The sequence below is a fragment of the Propionivibrio sp. genome (genome assembly GCF_047602565.1).
Classification (GTDB): Bacteria; Pseudomonadota; Gammaproteobacteria; order Burkholderiales; family Rhodocyclaceae; genus Propionivibrio.
The window spans coordinates 1,804,260-1,825,203 of record NZ_JASGGX010000001.1 but is presented as its reverse complement, the minus strand read 5'-3'; the positions used below and the strand labels follow the sequence as shown (position 1 = coordinate 1,825,203).

Below are 20,944 nucleotides of genomic sequence, written 5' to 3'. Positions count from 1 at the left end.
GTCAGGTCTGGATGCGGCTGATGACATCATAAACCGGCCCCAGCACGGAGAGCATGATCCAGCCGAGCAGGCTGCCGAGCAGCAGGGTCAGCATCGGCTCGATGAGCTGCTGCACCTTCTCGACCGATTCGCGCACGTCGCGGTTGTAGAAGTAGCTGACGTTGGCCAGCGCGTCGTCGAGCGCGCCGGTGCTTTCGCCGACGCGCAGCATGCGGATCACCAGCGGCGGGAAGAAGCCGGTGCGCTGGAAGGCGGAGGTCACGTTCTGGCCCTCGCCGATCAGCTGCTCGACGCGCTCGAGTCCGCGTTGCACGACGAGGTTGCCGACCACGTGCTGGGTGGTGCGCACCGCGTCGAGGATCGGGATGCCGGACGAATAGAGCAGGGCGAAGGTGTTGGCGAAGCGCGAGAGGACGATCTTGCGCAGGATCTCGCCGATCAGCGGCAGCCTGAGCTTGAGGCCGTCGAAGCGCAGGCGGGCCAGCGGATTGGCGCCGAGCAGGAGCCTGATCCCGACGAAGAGGACGACCGGTATCGCCAGCGCCACGTACCAGTAGGCGACCAGCAGGTCGGAGACGAAGAACAGCGCCCGGGTCTGCGGCGGCAGCACCTGCCCCATGTTCTTCACGAACTGCTTGAGCTGCGGCACCATGTAGATCATCAGGAAGAAGGTGGCGGCGACCACGATGGCGCCGACGAAGGCCGGGTACATGGCCAGCTTCTTGGTCTGGGAGGCGAGTTCGTCTTCCCACTTGAGCGTGTCGGTCAGGTTGCGCAATACCTCGGGCAGTCGGCCGCTCGCCTCGCCGGCGCGGATCAGGCTGACGAAGACCTTGCCGAACACGCGCGGGTGCGCCTCCATGGCCTGCGACAGCGTCTGCCCGCCCTCGATGCCCTCGACCAGGCTGGCGATGATCTCGCGGAAGCGCGGGTTTTCCAGGCTGTCGCGCAGGTCGGCGAGCCCGTCGAGGATCGGCACGCCGACCCGCACCAGATGTTCGAGGTGGAAGCAGAAGTGGATCAGCTCGCGCCGCGGGATGTTCTTCGCGCCGAACAGGTGGCGGGCGCTCACCGGCGCGCCGTCGACCAGGTCGAGCTCCATGCGCTTCAGGCGCATTTCGAGGTCGATCAGGTTCATCGCGTCGAGGCGGCCTGCCACGGCGCGGCCGTCGGAATCGATCGCCCGGTAGTTGAACAGCGGCATCGCGGCTACATCCGGTCGGTCAGGTCGACCACGCGGGCGAGCTCTTCCAGCGAGGTCGACCCGTCGAGCACGCGGCGCAGGCCGTCGTCGGCCAGCGGCACGAAGCCGATCTGCGTGGCCGCCTGCCGGATCTCGCGCGCGGTGCCGCGGCGCGCCACCAGCTCGTCGAGCTCGGCGTTCATGCGCAGGATTTCCATGATTGCCAGACGTCCGCGGTAGCCCTGGAAGTCGCAGCGTTCGCAGCCGCACGGACGGAACAGCACCGGGCGCGGCGCGTCGGCCGGGCCGAGCAGGCGCGCTTCGTGGTCCTCGGCCTGGTAGGGCGTCTTGCAGTGCGGGCACAGGCGGCGCACCAGCCGCTGGGCGACCACGCCGATCACGTTGCCGGCCATGATGTCCGGCAGCACGCCGATGTCGAGCAGGCGCGGCATGGCGCCGATCGCCGAATTGGTGTGCAGCGTCGAATAGACCTGGTGCCCGGTCATCGCCGCGCGGAAGGCCATTTCCGCCGTCTCCGCGTCGCGGATTTCGCCGACCAGGATGACGTCCGGGTCCTGCCGCATCATCGAGCGGATGCCGTTGGCGAAGTCGAGCTTGACCGATTCGGCCACCGAGGTCTGCCGCACCAGCGCCATCGGGTACTCGACCGGGTCTTCGAGGGTCATGATGTTCAGCCCCTCGGAATTGATGTGGTTGAGGATCGAGTAGAGCGTCGTCGTCTTGCCGCTGCCGGTCGGCCCGGTGAGCAGGATGATGCCTTCCGGGCGGGCGATCATCAGCTTGAGCAGGTTGAGCTGCCGCTCGGTCAGCCCCAGCCCTTCCAGCGGCACCAGCCCCTTCTGCCGGTCGAGGATGCGCAGCACGATGTTCTCGCCGTGGATGGTCGGCTGCGCGGACACGCGGAAGTCGATCTGCCGGCCGCGGATGTTGAGCGTGATGCGCCCGTCCTGCGGCGCGCGGTTCTCGGCGATGTTCATGCCGCTCATCACCTTGATGCGCACCGCCATCGCCGGCCAGTAGGACTGGTGCAGCGAACGGACCTGGCGCAGCATGCCGTCGATGCGGTAGCGGATGCGCAGGAAGCCGCTTTCCGGCTCGAAGTGGATGTCGGAAGCCTCGCGCTTGACCGCGTCGGTGAGGATCGAGTCGATCAGGCGCACGACCGGCTGGCTGTATTCGCCGGAGGTCGAACTGCAGGCCGCGGAAATCGATCTCGCCGGTCTCGATCTCGTGCAGGATGCCGTCGATCGACAGCTCGTAGCCGTAGGCCTGGTCGATGGCCCGGTCGATCTCGGTTTCGCCGGCCAGCAGCGTGTCGATCTCGATGGCGTGGCGGGCCAGGGCGCGGATGCGGTCGAGGGCGACGATGTCGTTGACGTCGGAGGTGGCGACGGTCAGGCGCTGATGGTCCTCGTCGTAGTCGAGCGGCAGCAGATGGTGGCGCTTGGCCAGCTCGCGCGGCACCAGCGCCAGCGCGGACGGATCGATGATCGCGTTGGACAGGTCGATGCTCTGCTTGCCGAGGCTCTCCGACAGCGCGTCGCGCAGCGTCGCCTCGGTGACGAAGCCCAGCGAGACCAGCAGCTTGCCGACCGGCTGGTTGGACTTCATCTGTTCGAGCAGGGCGATGCGCAGCTGGTCCTCGCTGAGGATGCCCTTGGCGATCAGGACCTGTCCGAGCTGGCGTGGCTGGGGCGCGTTCATCCGGGGCGGGCGCGCGGGCGTGCGGCGGTCACGGTTGCAGTTCCAGCAGCCGGGCGCCGACCCGCGCGCGGTCGAAGGTCGCGGCCCGGGCGCCGCCGGCGTCCAGCGCCATCCGGTAGTACTGGGCGGCCAGCCGGTCCTGGCGCAGGTGGTCCAGGCTGACCGCCAGGTTGAAGATGATGTCCGGATTGTCGGGCTCGCCGGCGTAGGCCTGGAAATACGCCTGCTGGGCTTCGCGCCAGCGCTGCTGGCGGGCGTACAGGTTGCCCAGCGCGAAGAGCAGCGAGGGCGAATCGGGCTGGCCGGCCAGCGAAGTCTTCAGGCGGCTCTCGGCGCCGTCATCGTCGCCCTGCCGGCCCGTGCTGAGCACGCCGGCCCGGGCCGTGGCGTCGCTGGGGTCCGTTTCGAGCGCGCGCAGATAGTAGGCGTGCGCCCGGTCGGTCTGGCCCTGCCGCGCGGCGAGGGTGGCGAGGCCGAGCAGGGCGTCGGTGCTCTTGCCGTCGGCGCGCAGCGCCAGTTCGTAATCGCGTTGCGCCTCGTCGTTGCGGCCGGCCTGCAGCGCCTCGTAGGCACGTTCGAGCGTGGTGTTCGTGCGCGGGCTGGTGCGCGTCAGGCGGAGCGCCGCGTCGGCCGGTTCCCGCTGCGGCGCGGCCGCCGGGGCGGCGCGGGCCGGCGCCTGGGGCGCGGCGGCGTACGTCGGCGCCGGAGACTTGCCGCCGGACGGGAGCGGCGAACCGGCCTCGGGCGCCGGGTGGACGGCGCCGCTCGCGCCGGCCGGCGGAGGCGGGGGCGGCGACACGGCAGGCGTGGCGAGTGCGGCAGGCGCAGGTGCCGGCGTGGCCGCGGCGGCCATCGTGGCGGCGGGCGCCGCTACCAGGCGTCCGGTGCCCGGCGATTGGAGGGACTGCAACTGCCACCAGAAATACCCGCCGATGCCGAGGACGGTCAGCAGCCCCGCGCCGGCGATCAGCCACAGCGTGCTACTGGTCGCGGGCCGCTGCTTGACGGCGAAGACGTTGCGCGCGGCGGCGCGTTCCTCCGCGTGGCTTTCTGCGGCGGGCGGGCGCTTCGGCGCCGAGCCGGCCGAGACGGCAGCCAGATCGGCATCGACGGCGTCGAAATGCTGCGACAGATTGGGCAGGGGGCCGGCAGGCGAATTGGACGCGGGCGCGCCGAGCGGCGGCGTCAGGGTCGGTTCGGCGGCGGCCGCTGAGGCCGCCTCGGCCGTGCCCGGCGCGGCGGGCGCGTTTTCGCTCCCGGCCTGGCGCTTGGCTTCCTCCGCTTTCCTGAGCGCCTCCATCAGCAGGCTCATCGCAGCGGCTCCTGCAGGTTGGGGCCGGAGAAGGGCTCATAGACCTTGTCCGTGACGAAGAAGTCCCTGCCCGGCAGCGAGGTCGCCAGATGGCTGAAGTCGCCGTTGATCGAGGCGTCGCGGATCACCGTCGGGCGCAGCACGATGACCAGTTCGGTCTTGCGCGAGGCGTTGTTGCGCGTGGTGAACACTTCGCCGATCAGCGGAATGTCGCCGACGCCGGGGAAGCGCCCGCTCTTGTTTTCCATGCGGTCTTCCATCAGGCCGCCGAGCACCGCCACGTCGCCGCTCTGCACGCGCATCATCGATTCGATCTCGCGCGTGCGTATCTGCGGCACCTCGTTGGCCACGGTGAGCGCCGGATTGGGGTCCTGCTTCAGGGCGGAGATGCTGGAGATGGACGGCCGGACGTTGAGCGTGACCACGTCGTCGTCGCCGACCTGCGCCGTCAGGTTCATGAAAAAGCCGATCGACACCGATTGCGGCGTGGTGGTGGTAGTGGTCACCGCGTTGGTGTTGCTGTTGCCTGCGGCGATGTCCTGCTTGACGTTGAAGTAAACGAAATCCTCGGAGACCTTGAGCGTCGCCGTCTGGTTGTTCAGCACCGTCAGCTTCGGGCTGGACAGCACTTTCGTGGTGCCGAAGCCGCGCAGCATGTCAACGAACACGTCGAGCCCGCGGGATACGTTGCGGTAGGTCAGGCTGAACGGCGAGACGGTCGAGCCGGCGTTCTGCGTGTTGGTCGCGGGCGTCAGGGAGAAGCCGGTCTGGGTGGCCACCTTCGACCATTCGATGCCCTGCTGGTAGCTGTCGGACAGGTCGACCTCGATGATCGTCGCCTCGATCATCACCTGGCGGCGGGCGCTGCGCATGACGCGGTCGATGAATTCCTGCACCTTCTCGTGCTGGCGCGAGGTGGCGCGCACGGCGATCACGCCGGTTTCCGGGCTGGCGATCACCGAGGCGGCCTCGCGGAAGGTCATCCGCTTGACCACGGTCGCGCCGGTGTTCTGCAGCGACGCCGGATTCGGGCTGCCGGCCAGGGTCTGCTGCGCCTGGACGCCGCGGCCGGCGGCGCCTGCGGTCGGCGGCGCGCCGGTGCCGGTGGTGCTTTGCGCCGTGTTCTGCTCGACGACAGTTTCGGTGGAGCCTTCGGGGAAGATCTTGTCGGTTTCGTGCAGCAGGTCCTTCAGGTTCTTCTCCAGCGATTCCCAGAAGCGGTTCCTCGACTTGTTCTCGATCTGGATGCGCGAGACGTTGCCGCCGGTCGAGTTGCCCTGGCTGGTGGTCAGGGCGCTGGTCGAGATCTGCGTATTGGTCGATACCGTGCCGGTGACGTCGCGGGCCAGGTTCACGTAGTCAACGCGGTAGTGCTTGAGGTAGGGCGAGTCGGGCATGACCACGAGATTGGGGCCGTCGAGCTCGAAGCGCATGTCAACCTGCTTGGCGATGCGGCTGAGCAGCTGCGGCAGCGTCTGGTCGATGGCGTTCAGCGTGACGCTGCCCGAAATGCCCGGATGGATGTCAACGTTCAGCCGGGCGTCGCGGGCCAGGGCGAACAGCAGGTCCTGCACCTTGACGTTGTTGACCACCACGCTGTAGGTCTCGGTCCGGCCGGCGGCCTTCGGGCGCGGCAGGGGAACCGCCTGCTGCACCGGCGCGGGAATCGAGTCCCTGGCTTCCGGCGCCCTGGCCTCGTCGGCGCGCAGGTGTCCGGCGGACGGCCCGCCGTTCAGTGTCGCGGGAGCGCAGCCCGCGACGAGAAACACGGTCAGGATTGCGCCGGCGGGTCTGAGCATGATTATTGTCGTCCGGTAGAATTCGAAATTATCATATCACGTAAAGTTTTTTCTTCAAGTGATTGATTTGTATCGATTGATTCCTGCTACCGGAGCTTGCCGACGGCGCGTATCGACGGGGCGCCCGCCGGGCTGATCCGGGCCAGCGCCGCCAGCTCGGCCTGGGCCGTGCCGCGCGTCGCATAGTCGCCGTAGATGACCCCGAGACGATCGCCGCCGTCCTGGCGCGCGCGGTAGACGCGGATCTGCTGCGGATCGAGCCGGGCGGCGAGCTCGTCGACCAATAGCTGGACATCGGCGAGGTTGCTGGCGTCGGTGTTCAGCAGCTGAATCGAGTAATGCGTGCGCGGCGTGTTTTTCAGCCATGTCTCGGTCGCCGCGATGCGCTCGCCGAGCGTCGGCGCGCGGCCGGCCGGCGGCTGCGGAGGCGCCGCGAGGTCGTCGGCGACCGCGAGAACCGGCGCGCCCGCCGCCTTTTCGGGCACGGGCGGCGGATCCGCGGGCCGTTCCGTGCCGATCCGCCAGAGGAACAGCGCGGCGACGGCACAGGCCGCGACGCCGGCTCCGGCAAGGAAGCCCCGGCGGCGCCCGGCCATCGGGGACAACCGGGCGTCGCGGATCGCGGCCCGCATGCGGCGCGCGTCCACCAGGTGTTTCCCGTCGGAGAAGGCGGCGAGCAGTGCCTTGTCGGCCAGGATGTTGATGCGCCGGGTCAGCCCCTGCGAGGCCTTGGCGAGGAGACGGACGGCCGGCGGCGTGAACAGGTCCGGGCCGCGATAGCCGGCGGCGCGCAGCCGGAACATCAGGTACGCGCCGACGTCGTCGCGGCGCAGCGGCTCCAGCGCGAAGTGGTGGGTGATGCGGTCCGTCAACTGGCGCATGTCCTTCGCGCCCAGGCGTTCGTCGAGCTCGGGCTGGCCGAAGAGCACGATGTGCAGCAGCTTGTGGCGGCTGGATTCGAGGTTGGAGAGCAGGCGGATTTCCTCCAGCGTCTCCGCCGGCATGGCGTGCGCCTCGTCGATCATCACCACGATCCGGCGCCCGGCGGCGTAGATTTCCAGCAGGCGCTCCTGCAGGGCGCGCATCATCTGGTGCGTCCGGGAACCGGGCAGCTCGATCCCCAGTTCGTCGGCGATGGCCAGCAGGATGTCCTCGCGCGACAGCGACGGGGTGGCGAGGTAGACCGTCTCGACGTGCTCCGGCAACTGCTCCAGCAGCATCCGGCACAGCATGGTCTTGCCGCTGCCCACCTCGCCGCTGACCTTGACGATGCCCTCGTCGTGCGTGATGGCGTAGATCAGCGCCTCGAGCGTGGCGCCGCGGTTGGCGCCGGCGAAAAAGAATTCGGTGTGCGGGGTGATGCTGAACGGGGCTTCGCGCAGGCCGAAGTGTTCGAGATACATCATGGCTCCCTGGCCGAGGATTCCATCCGGTTGTACAGCGTGGTGCGGTTGATGCCGAGCAGGCGCGCGGCCTGGCTGACGTTGCCGTTGGCCAGGCGCAGCGCCGCCTCGATGTAGTTCTGCTCGGTTTCGGCCAGCAGCCGGTCGAGGCTGAACGGCGGCTGCCGCAGGCGGGCGATGGCGGCTTCCAGCAGATCGTCCGGGCGGGACGCCGCGGCGGGCGGAACCTCCGGGACCGCCGGCGCCGGTTCTTCCTGGATGTCTAGCTCGGCCTCCAGTTCGGCCCGGCCCACGGTCCTGCCCGGATGCTTGGCGGTCAGCCGGATGACGATGTTGCGCAGTTCCCGGACGTTGCCGGGAAAGCCGTAGCGGCTCCAGCATTCCCGCGCCTCCGTGGAGAACTCGAAGGCCGGGCGCTGCGCCTGCGCTGCGTAGAGATGGCGGAAATGGTCGAGCAGCAGCAGCCTGTCGTCGCCCATCTCGCGCAGCGGCGGCACGCTGACCGTGCACACTGACAGGCGGTAGTAGAGGTCGGCGCGGAAGCGGCCGGCCTTGACTTCCTTGCGCAGGTCGCGGTTGGTCGCCGCGACGATGCGGGCCCGGCTCAGGCGTTCCTGCGTTTCCCCAACCCGGTGGAAGGCGCCGTTTTCCAGCACGCGCAGCAGCTTGGCCTGGAGTTCCAGCGGCAGTTCGCCGATCTCGTCGAGAAACAGCGTGCCGTCGGCGGCGTCCTCGAAATACCCCGATTTCGCCGCGGTGGCGCCGGTGAACGCGCCTTTCGCGTAGCCGAACAGCGTCGGCTCGACCAGCGTCGGCGAGATCGCAGCGCAGTTCAGCGCAAAGAAGGGCTTGCCGCCGCGCTGCGTGTGGTGATGCAGGTAGCTGCCGGCGACGATTTCCTTGCCCGTGCCCGATTCGCCCTCGATCAATACCGGGAACGGCGAATCCGCGTATTGCTGCAGCTGCAGTTTCAGCTTCTCGATCGCCGGGCTGGCGCCGATGAGCGGCGTCGTCAGCGGCGTGTCCTGCTGCTTTTCCAGGGCGCGGTAGCTGAGCGCCTGGCGCAGGATGGCGCGCAGGTCGCCGGGGCTGCACGGCTTGGCCACGAAGTCGGCCGCGCCGAGCGCGCGGGCGTGGCGGGCGTTGCCGGCGTCGCCCTGCCCCGAGAGGACGACGATCTTGATCGACGGCGACAGGCCGAGCAGGTCCGCGATCAGCGCGAAACCCTCGTCCGGCCGATGCGGGAAGGGCGGCAGCCCGAGATCGACGAGCGCCAGCTCGGGCGGACGCCGCAGTCCGCGCAGCAGCTCGATGCAATGCGGCCGGGAGTGGCTGGTGACGATCTCGAACGCCGGGCTCAGGGAATAGACCAGCGTGTCGGTGATCAGCGGATCGTCGTCCACGATGAGCAGCAGCGGCTTCCAGCCGGGCACGGTCGATGCGGCGTCAGTCATGGCGTGTCTGCGGTATCCGGTGAACGCGACGTTCCATTATTTCATAAATGCGCGGAGGGCACGCCGGGCGCCGCTGAATGCCGGCCCGCGCCGCCGCGATGAGGGGGGTTCCACGATGGCATATCGATTAGGGTATAATGCGCGTTTCTTCTGTCTCAGGATACCTTTGTGCCGGCGGAGTGCTTGGTCAAGATTACCGACGTCAATTTTGCCTACGACGATCGTTCGATCCTCAAGGGGATCGACATGGAGATCCCCCGCGGGAAGCTGGTCGCCATCATGGGGAACTCCGGCTGCGGCAAGACGACCCTGCTGCGCCTGATCGGCGGGCAGCTGAAGCCCAGCAGCGGCGAGCTCCTGGTCGACGGCCAGTCGGTGCCGCGGATGACGCACGACGAGCTCTACGCCATGCGCCGGCGCATGGGCATGCTGTTCCAGTTCGGCGCGCTGTTCACGGACATTTCCGTTTTCGACAACGTGGCCTACCTGATGCGCGAGCACACGGACCTGCCCGAGGAGCTCATCCGCGACATGGTGCTGATGAAGCTCAACGCCGTCGGGCTGCGCGGCGCGCACCAGCTGATGCCCGCCGAGCTGTCGGGCGGCATGGCCCGGCGCGTGGCGCTGGCCCGGGCGATCGCGCTCGATCCGATGCTGATCATGTACGATGAGCCCTTCGCCGGGCTCGATCCGATCTCCATGGGCGTGATCGGCCAGCTGATCCGCCGGCTCAACGACGCGCTGGGCGCCACCACGCTGCTGGTGACCCACGACGTGCAGGAAGCGCTGCTCATCGTCGATTACGTGTATTTCGTGAACGACGGCCAGATCATGGCCCAGGGCACGCCCGACGAGATTCGCGCCTCGACCGATCCGTTCGTGCATCAGTTCGTGTTCGGCGAGGCCGACGGCCCCGTGCATTTCCATTACCCGGCCGTTCCCTTCGAGGAGGAGCTGATGCGGAAGGTAGCCAATGCGTGACGGGGTGTTCGTTTTCGTGATCGAGCTGATCCGCGCGCTGGGCCATCGTCTGAACAACGGGCTGCAGACGCTCGGCTTCGCGGCCCGTTTTTTCATGATGATCCTGGTGTATTCCGGCCAGTCGTTCCGCCGCCTGCACCTGACCATCCGCGAGATCTACTTTTGCGGCTTCCAGTCGCTGCTGATCATTCTGGTGTCCGGCCTGTTCATCGGCATGGTGCTCGGCATGCAGGGCTACGAAACCCTGCAGCGCTACGGCTCGTCCGAGGCGCTCGGCGTGCTGGTGGCGCTGTCCCTGACCCGCGAGCTCGGGCCGGTGGTGGCGGCGCTGCTCTTCGCCTCGCGCGCCGGCTCGTCGATCACCGCCGAGATCGGCCTGATGAAGGCGACCGAACAATTGACCGCGATGGACATGATGGCGGTCAATCCGATTGCCCGCGTGGTCGCCCCCCGCTTCTGGGGCGGCGTCATCTCCATGCCGCTGCTGGCTTCACTGTTCTCGGCCATCGGCGTGTTCGGCGGCTACCTGATCGGCGTCGTGCTGATCGGCGTCGACGAAGGCGCGTTCTGGTCGCAGATGCAGGGATCGGTGGATTTCCGCTTCGACGTCTGGAACGGCATCGTCAAGAGCTTCGTTTTCGGTGTCGCGGTTTCGCTGATCGCGGTTTTCGAGGGCTACGACGCCGTCCCGACGGCGGAGGGCGTTTCCAGTTCGATCAAACGAACGGTGGTGTACTCGGCGCTGGCCATCCTGGCGCTGGATTTCGTATTGACCTCGTTCATGTTCCGGGGGGTTTGATGAGTCGCAAGCTGCTTGATCTGTGGGTAGGGTTCTTCGTCGCGCTCGGTTGTGCCGCGATCCTGTTCCTGGCGTTGCGCGTGGGGAACCTTTCCTCGGCCAACTTTGCCGAAACGTACCAGCTGACCGCCAGGTTTGATAACATCGGCGGCCTGAAGGTGCGCGGACCGGTGAAAAGCGCGGGCGTCGTGGTCGGCCGGGTGGCGGACATCCGCTTCGATACGCAGACCTACGAGGCCCTGGTGACGATGACGATCGACGGCCGCTACCAGTTTCCCAAGGACACGTTCGCCTCGATCCTGACCGCCGGTCTGCTCGGAGAGCAGTACATCGGCCTCGATGCCGGCGGCGACGAGAAGATGCTCAAGGCCGGCGACACCTTCGCCAAGACCCAGTCGGCGGTGGTGCTGGAAAAGCTGATCAGCCAGTTCATGTTCAACAAGGCGTCCGAAACCCCAGAGACTCCTGACAACAAGTGACCGGAAAGGACCGTTCGTGAAGAGTCATCGTGCCAAGCGTTGCGTTGCCGTCCTCGCAGTTGCCGCGGCCATGGGTATGGCGGGGTGCGCGACCACGGCGAATAACCCCAGGGACCCTTTCGAGGGGTTCAATCGGGCCATGTTCTCGGTCAACGAGGGCATCGACGTGGTGGTCAAGCCGGTCGCCAGGGGGTATGACGCCGTTTTGCCCGGCCCGGTCAAGACGGGCATCGGGAATTTCTTCGGCAACATCGCCGACCTGTGGATCGCCGTGAACAACTTCCTGCAGGGCAAGGTGACCGAGGGCGCCTCCGACGTCGGGCGCGTGCTGGTCGAACTCGACGGTGGGCATCGTCGGCCTGATCGACGTGGCCAGCGACCTCGGCCTGGAAAAGCATGCCGAGGACTTCGGCCAGACGCTCGGCAAGTGGGGCGTCGGCGAAGGCCCCTACCTGTTCTGGCCGATCATCGGCCCGCGGAACGTGCGCGACACGTTCGGCTTCGCCGTCGATGCCTCCGCCGACCCGGTGGTGCATCTGCACGACGTTTCCGCGCGCAATACCCTGATCGGAATCCGCTTCATCGACCTGCGAGCGAGCCTGCTGCCGGCCGACAAGGTGATCGAGGAAGCGGCGTTCGACAAGTACAACTATATTCGCGACGCCTATTTCCAGAACCGGCGCAACGCCGTTCATGACGGCAACCCGCCGCCCATCAAGGAAGAAGATTGAGCGCTTTTACCGGATTCGATGCCATGAAGTATTTTTATTCCCTCCTCCTGGGGCTCGTGCTGAGCGTTTCCGCCGCGTTTGCGCAGGAGGATTCTCCCGATGCGCTGGTCAAGAAGGTGACCGAGGAAGTGCTGACCATCGTCCGCCAGGACAAGGATATCCAGAGCGGCAACACGCGCAAGGCCATCGAGCTGGTCGAGGCCAAGGTGCTGCCGCACTTCGACTTCCGCCGCATGACGGCGCTGGCGATGGGGCGCGACTGGAACAAGGCCAACGCCGAGCAGAAGAAGCGGCTGACGGACGAATTCAACATCCTCCTGGTGCGCACGTATTCGAACGCGCTGACCAGCTACAAGGATCAGACCGTGCGCTACAAGCCGACCAAGCTGCCGGCGGGCGACGCCGATGTGGTGGTCAAGACCGAGATTCTGCAGCCGGGCGGGCGGCCCATCCAGCTCGACTACGCGCTCGAGAAGCAGCCCGACGGCTGGAAGGTGTTCGACGTGATCGTCGCGGGCGTCAGCCTGGTGACCAACTACCGCGACACCTTCAACCAGGAAGTGCGCGCCAACGGCGTCGACGGCCTCATCAAGATGCTGTCCGACAAGAACAAGCAGCTCGAAGCCGGCAAGAAATGATCGACAAGGACGGCAGTACGTACCGGGTGGCCTCGCCGATGGTCATCGCCAATGCGCGCGCCCTGCTCGAAGCGGGGCGCGGCCTTTTGGGCGCGGAGCCGGGCAAGGACGTGGTGATCGATCTGGCGTCCGTGCAGGAGGTCGATTCCTCGGCCCTGGCCGTGCTCTTCGGACTGCAGCGCTCCGCCGCCGCGCGCGGGACGGCGCTGCGCGTGGCCAATCCTCCGGCGAGCCTGCTCAGCCTCGCCGACCTGTACGGCGTCAACGAGTCGCTTCCGCTGGCCTGAGCGGCGGGCGTCGCGGTGTCTTCTGCGCGAGCCATGGGCGTGGCCGTCTCGATTCAGCAGCTCACCAAGCGTTTCGGCGAAGTGCAGGCGCTGGACGGCGTCTCCCTGCGCATCGGCGAAGGCGAGTTCTTCGGCCTGCTCGGCCCCAACGGCGCCGGCAAGACGACCCTGATCTCCTGCCTGGCCGGCCTGGTGCGCCCGGATTCCGGCACGGTGAGCGTGATGGGGTTCGACGTGCAGGATCGTTATCGCGAGGCGCGCCGGCAACTGGGGATCGTGCCGCAGGAGCTGGTGTTCGATCCGTTCTTCACGGTGCGCGAGACCCTGCGCATCCAGTCCGGCTATTTCGGCATCCGCCGCAACGACGACTGGATCGACGAGATTCTCGACAACCTCGACCTGACGGCCAAGGCGGACACCAACATGCGCCGGCTGTCCGGCGGCATGAAGCGGCGCGTGCTGGTGGCGCAGGCGCTGGTGCACAAGCCGCCGGTCATCGTGCTCGACGAGCCGACCGCGGGCGTCAACGTGGAACTGCGCCAGGGCCTGTGGCAGTTCGTGCGGCGCCTGAACGAGGAGGGGCACACGGTCATTCTCACCACGCATTACCTCGAAGAGGCCGAATCGCTGTGCGGGCGCATCGCCATGCTCAAGCAGGGGCGCATCGTCGCGCTCGATTCGACGCGCAACCTGCTGGAGCGCTTCTCCGTGTACAAGCTGGGGCTGCGGGTGGACGCCGGCTGCATGCTGCCCGACGCGGTGGCGCGCCGCGCCGTGCCCGGCGACGGCTATCTGAATTTCCTGCTGGGCGGCTTCGACGAGGTCGAGCCGCTGCTCGCCGCGGTCCGCGCCTCGGGCTGCCCGATCAGGGACATGCGCATGACCACCACCGACCTGGAGGACGTGTTCATCGAGGTGATGCGCGGGCAGGGCGTCGAAACGGCGGAGGCGGCGCGATGAGCGGCTTCCGCACCCTGCTGTACAAGGAAGTGCTGCGCTTCTGGAAGGTCGGCTTCCAGACCGTCGCGGCGCCGGTGCTGACCGCGCTGCTCTATCTGCTGATCTTCGCGCACGTGCTGGAAAACCGCGTCGAGGTCGAACAGCCTGCGCTACACGGCGTTCCTGGTGCCGGGGCTGGTGATGATGTCGGTGCTGCAGAACGCCTTCGCCAACAGTTCGTCCAGCCTGATCCAGGCCAAGGTCACCGGCAGCATCATCTTCGTGCTGCTGCCGCCGATTTCCTACGGCGAGTTCTTCCTGGCCTACGTCGGCGCGGCGGTGCTGCGCGGCGCGATGGTCGGCGCGGGCGTGCTGGCGGTGACGGCGTGGTTCGCGCCGCTGCAGTTCGCGGCGCCGTCCTGGATTCTCGCCTTCGCGCTGATCGGCGGCGGGATCATGGGCGCGCTCGGCATGATCGCCGGCATCTGGGCGGACAAGTTCGACCAGCTGGCCGCCTTCCAGAATTTCCTGATCCTGCCGCTGACCATGCTCTCCGGCGTCTTCTATTCCATCCATTCGCTGCCGCCGTTCTGGCAGACGGCGTCGCATCTGAACCCCGTGTTCTACCTGATCGACGGTTTCCGCTACGGCTTTTTCGGCGTCTCCGACGCGCCGCCGCTGCTCAGCCTGGCCGTCGCGTCCGCCTCCTTCCTGGCGGTGGGCGGGGGCACGCTGCTGCTGCTGCGCCGGGGTTACAAATTGAGGTATTGAGCCATGATGCATCCCGAACGTATCAAGACCATCATCGCCGGCGGCCTGCCGTGCGAGGCGCTGCAGGTCGACGGCGACGGCGACCATTTCGAGGCGCTGATCGTCAGCGCACGGTTCGCCGGCAAGAGCCGCGTGCAGCGCCAGCAGGCGGTCAACGCCCTGCTGCGCCCGTATTTCGACAGCGGCGAACTGCACGCGCTGTCGATGAAAACCCTGACGCCCGAGGAATGGAGCGCGCTCCGTGGATAAGCTGCTGATCGAGGGCGGCGCTCCGCTCGTCGGCGAAGTGGCCGTCTCCGGGGCCAAGAACGCGGCGCTGCCGATCATCTGCGCCAGCCTGCTGTGCGGCGATACGCTGAACCTGACCAACATCCCGCAGCTGAACGACGTGGCGACCATGCTGCGCCTGATCGGCCAGATGGGCGTCGCGGTCACCATGGGCGACAACGGCATGCTGGCGCTGGACAGCGGCAAGCTCGACAATCCCGTGGCGCCCTACGAGCTGGTCAAGACCATGCGCGCCTCGATCCTGGTGCTCGGGCCGCTGCTGGCGCGCTGCGGCGAGGCCAAGGTGTCGCTGCCCGGCGGCTGCGCCATCGGGGCGCGGCCGGTGGACCAGCACATCAAGGGCTTGCAGGCGATGGGCGCGGAGATCCGGGTCGAGGGCGGCTACGTGCTCGCCCGGGCGCCGCGCCTGAAGGGCGCGCGCATCGTGACCGACATGGTGACGGTGACCGGCACGGAAAATCTGATGATGGCCGCGGTCCTGGCCGAGGGCGAGACGGTCATCGAAAACGCGGCGCGCGAGCCCGAGATCGTCGACCTGGCCAACTGCCTGACGGCGATGGGCGCCCGCATCGCCGGCGCCGGTTCCGACCGCATCAGCATCCAGGGCGTGGAGCGGCTGCACGGCGCCGACCATGCGGTCATGCCCGACCGCATCGAGACCGGCACCTACCTGTGCGCCGCGGCGGCGACGCGGGGCGACGTCGTGCTGACGCGCACCTCCGCCGCGCTGCTCGACGCCGTCATCGGCAAGCTGCGCGAAGCGGGCTGCGCGATCGAATGCCGGCCCGACTCGATCGCGCTGAAGGCGCCGCGCCGCCTCAAGTCGGTCGGCGTGCGCACCGCGCCCTATCCGGCCTTCCCGACCGACATGCAGGCGCAGTTCATGGCCATCAACTGCGTGGCCGAGGGCGCGGCGGTGATCCGCGAGACGATCTTCGAGAACCGCTTCATGCATGCCGTGGAGCTGATCCGCCTCGGCGCGGACATCCGTATCGACGCCAGCAACGCGGTGGTCACCGGCGTGCCGGCGCTGGACGGCGCCACGGTCATGGCCACCGATCTGCGTGCCTCCGCCAGCCTGGTCATCGCCGGCCTGGTGGCGCGGGGCGAGACCCTGATCGAGCGCATCTACCACCTCGACCGCGGCTACGAGCACATCGAGGAAAAACTGAGGCGCCTGGGCGCCAACGTGCGGCGGCTGCGTTAAGGCGCGTCGAGGCGCCGCCTTCCCCTGTTTTCCCGGCCGGCCGGGAGGCTTCGATGGATGCGTTTTCGAGGCCTCCCGCGTTGTCGCGCGGAAATTGGCGGTGTAGACTGCCGCGAGAACAATAACGCCGTCTGGCGACCCATTATCCACGCCGAATTTCCAACCTCGTAAGGACATAACGATGAAAAACCCTTGCATCACGCTTCAGGGGAAGAAGCAGTTATCAGGTGTTTTACCGTTCCTGCTGTCCGTCTTTTTCGCGCAGCCGTCGTTCGCCAGTTCCGAGGCGAATCTGGTATTGCCCAACCTCAAGGACGCCGCGCTGGCGAGTTTCCTGGGCGGCATGACCGGCTGGCAGCTGCTGGCCTACGGCCTGCTCGTGTGCCTCGCCGGGCTGGTGTTCGGCGCGGTCATCTACGGCCAGGTCAAGTCCCGGCCGGTGCACCGCTCGATGGCCGAGGTCAGCGAGCTCATCTATGAAACCTGCAAGACCTACATGCAGACGCAGGGCAAGTTCATCCTGCTGCTCGAAGTCTTCATCGGCATCATCATCGTCGCCTACTTCGGCTGGGTGCAGCACATGGCGGTGGGCGAGGTGGTGCTGATCCTGGCGTTCTCGCTGGTCGGCATCGCCGGCTCGTTCGGCGTCGCCTGGTTCGGCATCCGCATCAACACCCTGGCCAACAGCCGGACGGCGTTTGCCTCGCTGGAAGGCAAGGCCTTCCCGGTCTATTCGATCCCGATGAAGTCCGGCATTTCGGTGGGCATGATGCTGATCTCCACCGAGCTGCTGATCATGCTCTGCATCATGCTGTTCATCTCGCCCGAGCTGGCCGGCAAGTGCTTCATCGGCTTCGCCATCGGCGAGTCGCTGGGCGCCGCGGCGCTGCGCATCGCCGGCGGCATCTTCACCAAGATCGCCGACATCGGCTCGGATCTGATGAAGATCGTGTTCAAGGTCAAGGAGGACGACCCGCGCAACCCGGGCGTGATCGCCGACTGCACCGGCGACAACGCCGGCGACTCGGTCGGTCCGACGGCCGACGGCTTCGAAACCTACGGCGTGACGGGCGTGGCGCTGATCAGCTTCATCCTGCTGGCGGTGCCCGAAGCCGCGGTGCAGGTCCAGTTGCTGGTCTGGATCTTCGTTATGCGCGTGATGATGATCGTCGCCTCGGGCATTTCGTACATCGGCAACGAAATGGTCATGAAGGCCAAGTTCGGAAACGCCGCGGGCTTCGACTTCGAGGCGCCGCTCACGTCCCTGGTCTGGGTGACCTCGATCGTTTCGCTGCTCATCACCTTCATCGTCTCCAAGCTGCTGATCGGCAACATCGCCATCGGCGGCAAGATGTACGCCGACCTGTGGTGGCAGCTCTCGCTGATCATCACCTTCGGCACGCTGGCCGGCGCGATCATCCCGGAAGTGGTCAAGGTGTTCACCTCGGTGAATTCGCGGCACGTGCGCGAAGTCGTGACCGCCTCCCGCGAGGGCGGCGCCAGCCTGAACATCCTGTCGGGCCTGACCGCCGGCAACTTCTCCGCGTTCTGGATGGGCGTGGTGATCGTCGGCCTGATGACCGGCGCGTACCTCGTCTCGCAGGGCGATCTCGCGCAGGTGATCAATCCCGACCCGGCCAAGGCCACGGTCATGGCTGCGGTGTTCTCGTTCGGCCTGGTGGCCTTCGGCTTCCTCGGCATGGGACCGGTGACCATCGCCGTCGACAGCTACGGCCCGGTCACCGACAACGCGCAGTCGGTCTATGAATTGTCGACGATCGAGCAGATTCCCGGCATCGAGAGGGAGATCAAGGATTCGTTCGGCATCGCCATCGATTTCGACAAGGCCAAGGCGCTGCTGGAAGAAAACGACGGCTGCGGCAACACCTTCAAGGCCACCGCCAAGCCGGTGCTGATCGGCACCGCCGTGGTCGGCGCGGCAACCATGGTGTTCTCGATCATCATGCTGCTGACCAACGGGCTGACCGACAACGTCAGCCACCTGTCGATGCTGCATCCGCCCTTCCTGCTCGGCCTGATCACCGGCGGCGCGACGATCTTCTGGTTCTCCGGCGCCTCCACCCAGGCCGTGTCGACCGGCGCCTATCGCGCGGTGGAGTTCATCAAGCTCAACATGAAGCTCGACGAAGGCTCGACCAAGGCCAACGTCGAAGACAGCAAGCGGGTCGTCGCGATCTGCACGCTGTACGCGCAGAAGGGGATGTTCAACATCTTCCTGGCGGTCTTCTTCGGCACGCTGGCCTGCGCCTTCATCGAACCGTTCTTCTTCATCGGCTACCTGATCTCGCTGGCCATCATCGGCCTGTACCAGGCGGTGTTCATGGCCAACGCGGGCGGCGCCTGGGACAACGCCAAGAAGGTCGTCGAGACCGAGCTGCGCGCCAAGGGCACCGAACTGCACGCCGCGTCGGTGATCGGCGACACCGTGGGCGATCCGTTCAAGGATACGAGTTCGGTGGCCATGAACCCGATCATCAAGTTCACCACCCTGTTCGGCCTGCTCGCCGTGGAAATGGCCGTCGGGCTGGTGGCGCAGGGGCAGCAGGGCCTGGCCTGGGGTCTGGCCGCCGTCTTCCTGGTGCTCAACCTGGTGTTCGTGTATCGCAGCTTCTACGGCATGCGCATCGAACACCAGTAAGCCGCGAAGCGTTTCCGGAAAGGCCGTCCTTGCGACGGCCTTTTTTCGTCTACCGCGGCCGTCGGGGCCGCCGGCCGGAGCTTACGGTAGAATCGTTTCTTTTTGCGCAGGAAGCACGCCGTGGATGGCATCACCATCGCCCTGTCGAAGGGCCGAATCTTTGAAGAGACCCTGCCGCTGCTGGCGGCCGCCGGCATCGAGCCGCTGGAGAATCCGGAAACCTCGCGCAAGCTGATCATCCCGACCAACCGCGACGACGTGCGCGTGGTCATCGTGCGCGCCACCGACGCGCCGACCTACGTGCAGTACGGGGCGGCCGACATCGGCGTGGCCGGCAAGGACGTGCTGATCGAGAACGGCGGCGAGGGGCTGTACCAGCCGCTCGACCTGAAGATCGCCAAGTGCCGGATGATGGTCGCCATCCCGGCCGGCTTCGATTACGAGCACGCCGTGCGCCAGGGCGCCCGCCTCAAGGTGGCGACCAAGTACATCAACATCGCGCGCGAGCACTTCGCGGCCAAGGGCGTGCACGTCGACCTGATCAAGCTCTACGGGTCGATGGAACTGGCGCCGCTGGCCGGGCTGGCCGACGCCATCGTCGACCTGGTGTCGACCGGCGGGACGCTGAAGGCCAACAATCTGGTGGCCGTCGAACACATCATCGACATCTCGTCGCGGCTGATCGTCAACCAGGCCGCGCTCAAGCTCAAGCGCGAGAAACTGGTGCCGATCATGGACGCCATCGCCGGGGCGGTCGAGCCATGATCGCCGTCAAGCGCCTGGCCAGCGGCGACGCGGATTTCGTGCAGCGGCTCGACGCCCTGCTGGCCTTCGACGCGGCGCAGGACGAGGCGGTCGACCAGGCCGTTGCCGCCATCCTCGCCGACGTCAGGACGCGCGGCGACGCGGCCGTGCTCGAATACACCCGGCGCTTCGACCGCGTGTCGGCCCAATCGCTGGCCGAACTCGAACTGTCGCGCGAGGTGCTCGAAAGCGCCCTGGCGTCGCTGCCGGAAGCGCAGCGCGCGGCGCTCGAAACGGCCGCGCAGCGCATCCGCGCCTACCACCGGCGCCAGCCGCTGCAAAGCTGGCAGTACGAGGAAACCGAAGGCGCGCTGGCCGGCACCCTACTCGGCCAGAAGGTGACGCCGCTCGGCCGGGTCGGCCTGTACGTTCCGGGCGGCAAGGCGGCCTATCCCTCGTCGGTGCTGATGAACGCGATTCCGGCCAAGGTCGCCGGGGTCGGCGAACTGATCATGGTGGTGCCGACGCCGGGCGGCGAACGCAATCCGCTGGTGCTGGCCGCGGCCGCGCTGGCCGGCGTGGACCGCGTGTTCTGCATCGGCGGCGCCCAGGCGGTCGGCGCCCTGGCGTACGGCACGCGCACGATCCCGCCGGTCGACAAGATCGTCGGGCCGGGCAACGCCTACGTCGCCGCGGCCAAGCGCCGCGTGTTCGGCGTGGTCGGCATCGACATGGTCGCCGGGCCGTCCGAAATCCTGGTCATCTGCGACGGCAGCACCGATCCCGACTGGGTGGCGATGGACCTCTTCTCGCAGGCCGAGCACGACGAACTGGCGCAGTCGATCCTGCTGTGCCCCGACGCCGGCTACGTCGGGCGCGTCGCCGAGTCCATCGCGAGGCTGCTGCCGGCGATGCCGCGCCGGGACATCATCCGCAGCGCCCTGGAGCGGCGCGGCGCGCTGATCACGGTGCGCGATCTCGACGAGGCCTGCGCGGTCGCCAACCGCATCGCGCCGGAACATCTCGAACTGTCGATCGCCGACGCCGAACGTTGGGTCGACAAGATCCACAATGCCGGCGCCATCTTCATCGGCCCGTACACCTCCGAGTCGCTCGGCGACTACTGCGCCGGGCCGAACCACGTCCTGCCGACCTCCGGCAGCGCGCGCTTTTCCTCGCCGCTCGGCGTCTATGACTTTCAGAAGCGCAGCAGCCTGATCCGGGTGTCCAAAAAAGCCGCCGGGACGCTCGGCCGCGTGGCCGCGGTGCTGGCCACGGGCGAGGGCCTGCCGGCGCACGCGCGCTCCGCCGAATACCGCTGCGGGCCGGAGGACTGAACCGGAGCCGTCCGGCTCCCGGCCGGCCGGACCGCGCGCGACGCTGCGGCGATCCGCATTTCGATTGTGAAGAATCCCGCCAGAGTGTGATAATGGCCCGCACGGACCTGCGCAGGTTCGCGCGGGTCGCAGGAGCAGCTTTGGCGGAAGGCGCTGGCGGATATATCCCTTCCGCTTCAACAATCGATAACTACGGAGGAGGTCGGGT

18 protein-coding genes and 3 pseudogenes are annotated in these 20,944 nt (G+C 67.3%); 14 read left to right on the top strand and 7 right to left on the bottom strand.

What is annotated here, in order from left to right:
• Position 1 precedes the first annotated feature (1 nt).
• The 7 genes and pseudogenes from QM701_RS08500 to QM701_RS08470 all read right to left on the bottom strand — a co-directional run bounded on the left by QM701_RS08500 (position 2) and on the right by QM701_RS08470 (position 8,876).
• Entirely contained in the window at positions 2 to 1,204 is a 1,203-nt protein-coding gene (locus tag QM701_RS08500) for a type II secretion system F family protein (RefSeq protein WP_415169364.1), read from the bottom strand.
• Positions 1,205 to 1,209: 5 nt separating this feature from the next.
• Complete coding sequence (locus tag QM701_RS08495; RefSeq protein WP_415166643.1) at positions 1,210 to 2,364, bottom strand: GspE/PulE family protein; 1,155 nt, start codon at positions 2,362 to 2,364, stop codon at positions 1,210 to 1,212.
• Positions 2,365 to 2,512: 148 nt separating this feature from the next.
• Positions 2,513 to 2,815, bottom strand: a pseudogene (locus QM701_RS08490) (secretion system protein E); the annotation flags it as partial.
• Positions 2,816 to 2,936: 121 nt separating this feature from the next.
• A complete protein-coding gene (locus QM701_RS08485; RefSeq protein ID WP_415166642.1) occupies positions 2,937 to 4,220 on the bottom strand; it encodes a tetratricopeptide repeat protein in 1,284 nt (427 codons plus the stop codon).
• The gene (locus tag QM701_RS08480; RefSeq protein WP_415166641.1) at positions 4,217 to 6,019 is read right to left on the bottom strand and encodes a type II secretion system protein GspD; all 1,803 of its coding nucleotides are present in this window, start codon (positions 6,017 to 6,019) and stop codon (positions 4,217 to 4,219) included. The genes QM701_RS08485 and QM701_RS08480 overlap by 4 nt, the downstream gene beginning before the upstream one ends.
• A gap of 86 nt (positions 6,020 to 6,105) precedes the next feature.
• Positions 6,106 to 7,425, bottom strand: coding sequence for an AAA family ATPase (locus tag QM701_RS08475; RefSeq protein ID WP_415166640.1), 1,320 nt, complete (start codon positions 7,423 to 7,425; stop codon positions 6,106 to 6,108).
• Complete coding sequence (locus QM701_RS08470) at positions 7,422 to 8,876, bottom strand: sigma-54-dependent transcriptional regulator (RefSeq protein WP_415166639.1); 1,455 nt, start codon at positions 8,874 to 8,876, stop codon at positions 7,422 to 7,424. The genes QM701_RS08475 and QM701_RS08470 overlap by 4 nt, the downstream gene beginning before the upstream one ends.
• A 183-nt stretch (positions 8,877 to 9,059) precedes the next feature.
• Here QM701_RS08470 and QM701_RS08465 point away from each other — a divergent pair, with 183 nt between their 5' ends.
• The 14 genes and pseudogenes from QM701_RS08465 to hisD all read left to right on the top strand — a co-directional run bounded on the left by QM701_RS08465 (position 9,060) and on the right by hisD (position 20,736).
• Entirely contained in the window at positions 9,060 to 9,857 is a 798-nt protein-coding gene (locus tag QM701_RS08465) for an ABC transporter ATP-binding protein (protein ID WP_415166638.1), read from the top strand.
• Positions 9,850 to 10,656, top strand: coding sequence for a lipid asymmetry maintenance ABC transporter permease subunit MlaE (gene mlaE / locus QM701_RS08460; RefSeq protein ID WP_415166637.1), 807 nt, complete (start codon positions 9,850 to 9,852; stop codon positions 10,654 to 10,656). The genes QM701_RS08465 and mlaE overlap by 8 nt, the downstream gene beginning before the upstream one ends.
• The gene (gene mlaD / locus QM701_RS08455; protein WP_415166636.1) at positions 10,656 to 11,135 is read left to right on the top strand and encodes an outer membrane lipid asymmetry maintenance protein MlaD; all 480 of its coding nucleotides are present in this window, start codon (positions 10,656 to 10,658) and stop codon (positions 11,133 to 11,135) included. Before mlaE ends, mlaD begins: the two co-directional genes overlap by 1 nt.
• A gap of 70 nt (positions 11,136 to 11,205) precedes the next feature.
• Positions 11,206 to 11,409 (top strand): annotated as a pseudogene (locus tag QM701_RS08450) (MlaA family lipoprotein); the annotation flags it as partial.
• Between the two features lie 70 nt (positions 11,410 to 11,479).
• A complete protein-coding gene (locus QM701_RS08445; protein ID WP_415166635.1) occupies positions 11,480 to 11,866 on the top strand; it encodes a VacJ family lipoprotein in 387 nt (128 codons plus the stop codon).
• 23 nt (positions 11,867 to 11,889) lie between these two features.
• On the top strand, positions 11,890 to 12,504 hold the full coding sequence (locus tag QM701_RS08440; protein ID WP_415166634.1) for an MlaC/ttg2D family ABC transporter substrate-binding protein: 615 nt from the start codon (positions 11,890 to 11,892) through the stop codon (positions 12,502 to 12,504).
• Positions 12,501 to 12,791 (top strand): STAS domain-containing protein, encoded by a 291-nt coding sequence (locus QM701_RS08435; protein ID WP_415166633.1) that lies wholly within the window; start codon positions 12,501 to 12,503, stop codon positions 12,789 to 12,791. Before QM701_RS08440 ends, QM701_RS08435 begins: the two co-directional genes overlap by 4 nt.
• A 33-nt stretch (positions 12,792 to 12,824) precedes the next feature.
• Entirely contained in the window at positions 12,825 to 13,751 is a 927-nt protein-coding gene (locus tag QM701_RS08430; protein WP_415169363.1) for an ABC transporter ATP-binding protein, read from the top strand.
• Positions 13,748 to 14,501, top strand: a pseudogene (locus tag QM701_RS08425) (ABC transporter permease). The gene QM701_RS08430 and the pseudogene QM701_RS08425 overlap by 4 nt, the downstream one beginning before the upstream one ends.
• Before the next feature lie 3 nt (positions 14,502 to 14,504).
• A complete protein-coding gene (locus tag QM701_RS08420) occupies positions 14,505 to 14,750 on the top strand; it encodes a BolA family protein (RefSeq protein ID WP_415166632.1) in 246 nt (81 codons plus the stop codon).
• Positions 14,743 to 15,996 carry a UDP-N-acetylglucosamine 1-carboxyvinyltransferase gene (gene murA / locus QM701_RS08415; RefSeq protein ID WP_415166631.1) on the top strand — a complete coding sequence of 418 codons (1,254 nt, stop codon included), beginning with the start codon at positions 14,743 to 14,745 and terminating at the stop codon, positions 15,994 to 15,996. The genes QM701_RS08420 and murA overlap by 8 nt, the downstream gene beginning before the upstream one ends.
• A gap of 181 nt (positions 15,997 to 16,177) precedes the next feature.
• Complete coding sequence (locus QM701_RS08410; RefSeq protein ID WP_415166630.1) at positions 16,178 to 18,655, top strand: sodium-translocating pyrophosphatase; 2,478 nt, start codon at positions 16,178 to 16,180, stop codon at positions 18,653 to 18,655.
• 120 nt (positions 18,656 to 18,775) lie between these two features.
• Positions 18,776 to 19,420, top strand: a complete 645-nt coding sequence (gene hisG / locus QM701_RS08405; RefSeq protein WP_415166629.1) for an ATP phosphoribosyltransferase — start codon at positions 18,776 to 18,778, stop codon at positions 19,418 to 19,420.
• On the top strand, positions 19,417 to 20,736 hold the full coding sequence (gene hisD / locus QM701_RS08400) for a histidinol dehydrogenase (RefSeq protein ID WP_415166628.1): 1,320 nt from the start codon (positions 19,417 to 19,419) through the stop codon (positions 20,734 to 20,736). Before hisG ends, hisD begins: the two co-directional genes overlap by 4 nt.
• Positions 20,737 to 20,944: the final 208 nt, after the last annotated feature.

Excerpts from the sequence above, each read along its gene's own strand:
- QM701_RS08500 (WP_415169364.1), bottom strand. The coding sequence starts at position 1,204 with ATGCCGCTGTTCAACTACCGGGCGATCGATTCCGACGGCCGCGCCGTG.
- QM701_RS08485 (WP_415166642.1), bottom strand. The coding sequence starts at position 4,220 with ATGAGCCTGCTGATGGAGGCGCTCAGGAAAGCGGAGGAAGCCAAGCGC.
- QM701_RS08480 (WP_415166641.1), bottom strand. The coding sequence starts at position 6,019 with ATGCTCAGACCCGCCGGCGCAATCCTGACCGTGTTTCTCGTCGCGGGC.
- QM701_RS08475 (WP_415166640.1), bottom strand. The coding sequence starts at position 7,425 with ATGATGTATCTCGAACACTTCGGCCTGCGCGAAGCCCCGTTCAGCATC.
- QM701_RS08470 (WP_415166639.1), bottom strand. The coding sequence starts at position 8,876 with ATGACTGACGCCGCATCGACCGTGCCCGGCTGGAAGCCGCTGCTGCTC.
- mlaE (WP_415166637.1), top strand. The coding sequence starts at position 9,850 with ATGCGTGACGGGGTGTTCGTTTTCGTGATCGAGCTGATCCGCGCGCTG.
- mlaD (WP_415166636.1), top strand. The coding sequence starts at position 10,656 with ATGAGTCGCAAGCTGCTTGATCTGTGGGTAGGGTTCTTCGTCGCGCTC.
- QM701_RS08440 (WP_415166634.1), top strand. The coding sequence starts at position 11,890 with ATGAAGTATTTTTATTCCCTCCTCCTGGGGCTCGTGCTGAGCGTTTCC.
- QM701_RS08435 (WP_415166633.1), top strand. The coding sequence starts at position 12,501 with ATGATCGACAAGGACGGCAGTACGTACCGGGTGGCCTCGCCGATGGTC.
- QM701_RS08430 (WP_415169363.1), top strand. The coding sequence starts at position 12,825 with ATGGGCGTGGCCGTCTCGATTCAGCAGCTCACCAAGCGTTTCGGCGAA.
- QM701_RS08420 (WP_415166632.1), top strand. The coding sequence starts at position 14,505 with ATGATGCATCCCGAACGTATCAAGACCATCATCGCCGGCGGCCTGCCG.
- QM701_RS08410 (WP_415166630.1), top strand. The coding sequence starts at position 16,178 with ATGAAAAACCCTTGCATCACGCTTCAGGGGAAGAAGCAGTTATCAGGT.
- hisD (WP_415166628.1), top strand. The coding sequence starts at position 19,417 with ATGATCGCCGTCAAGCGCCTGGCCAGCGGCGACGCGGATTTCGTGCAG.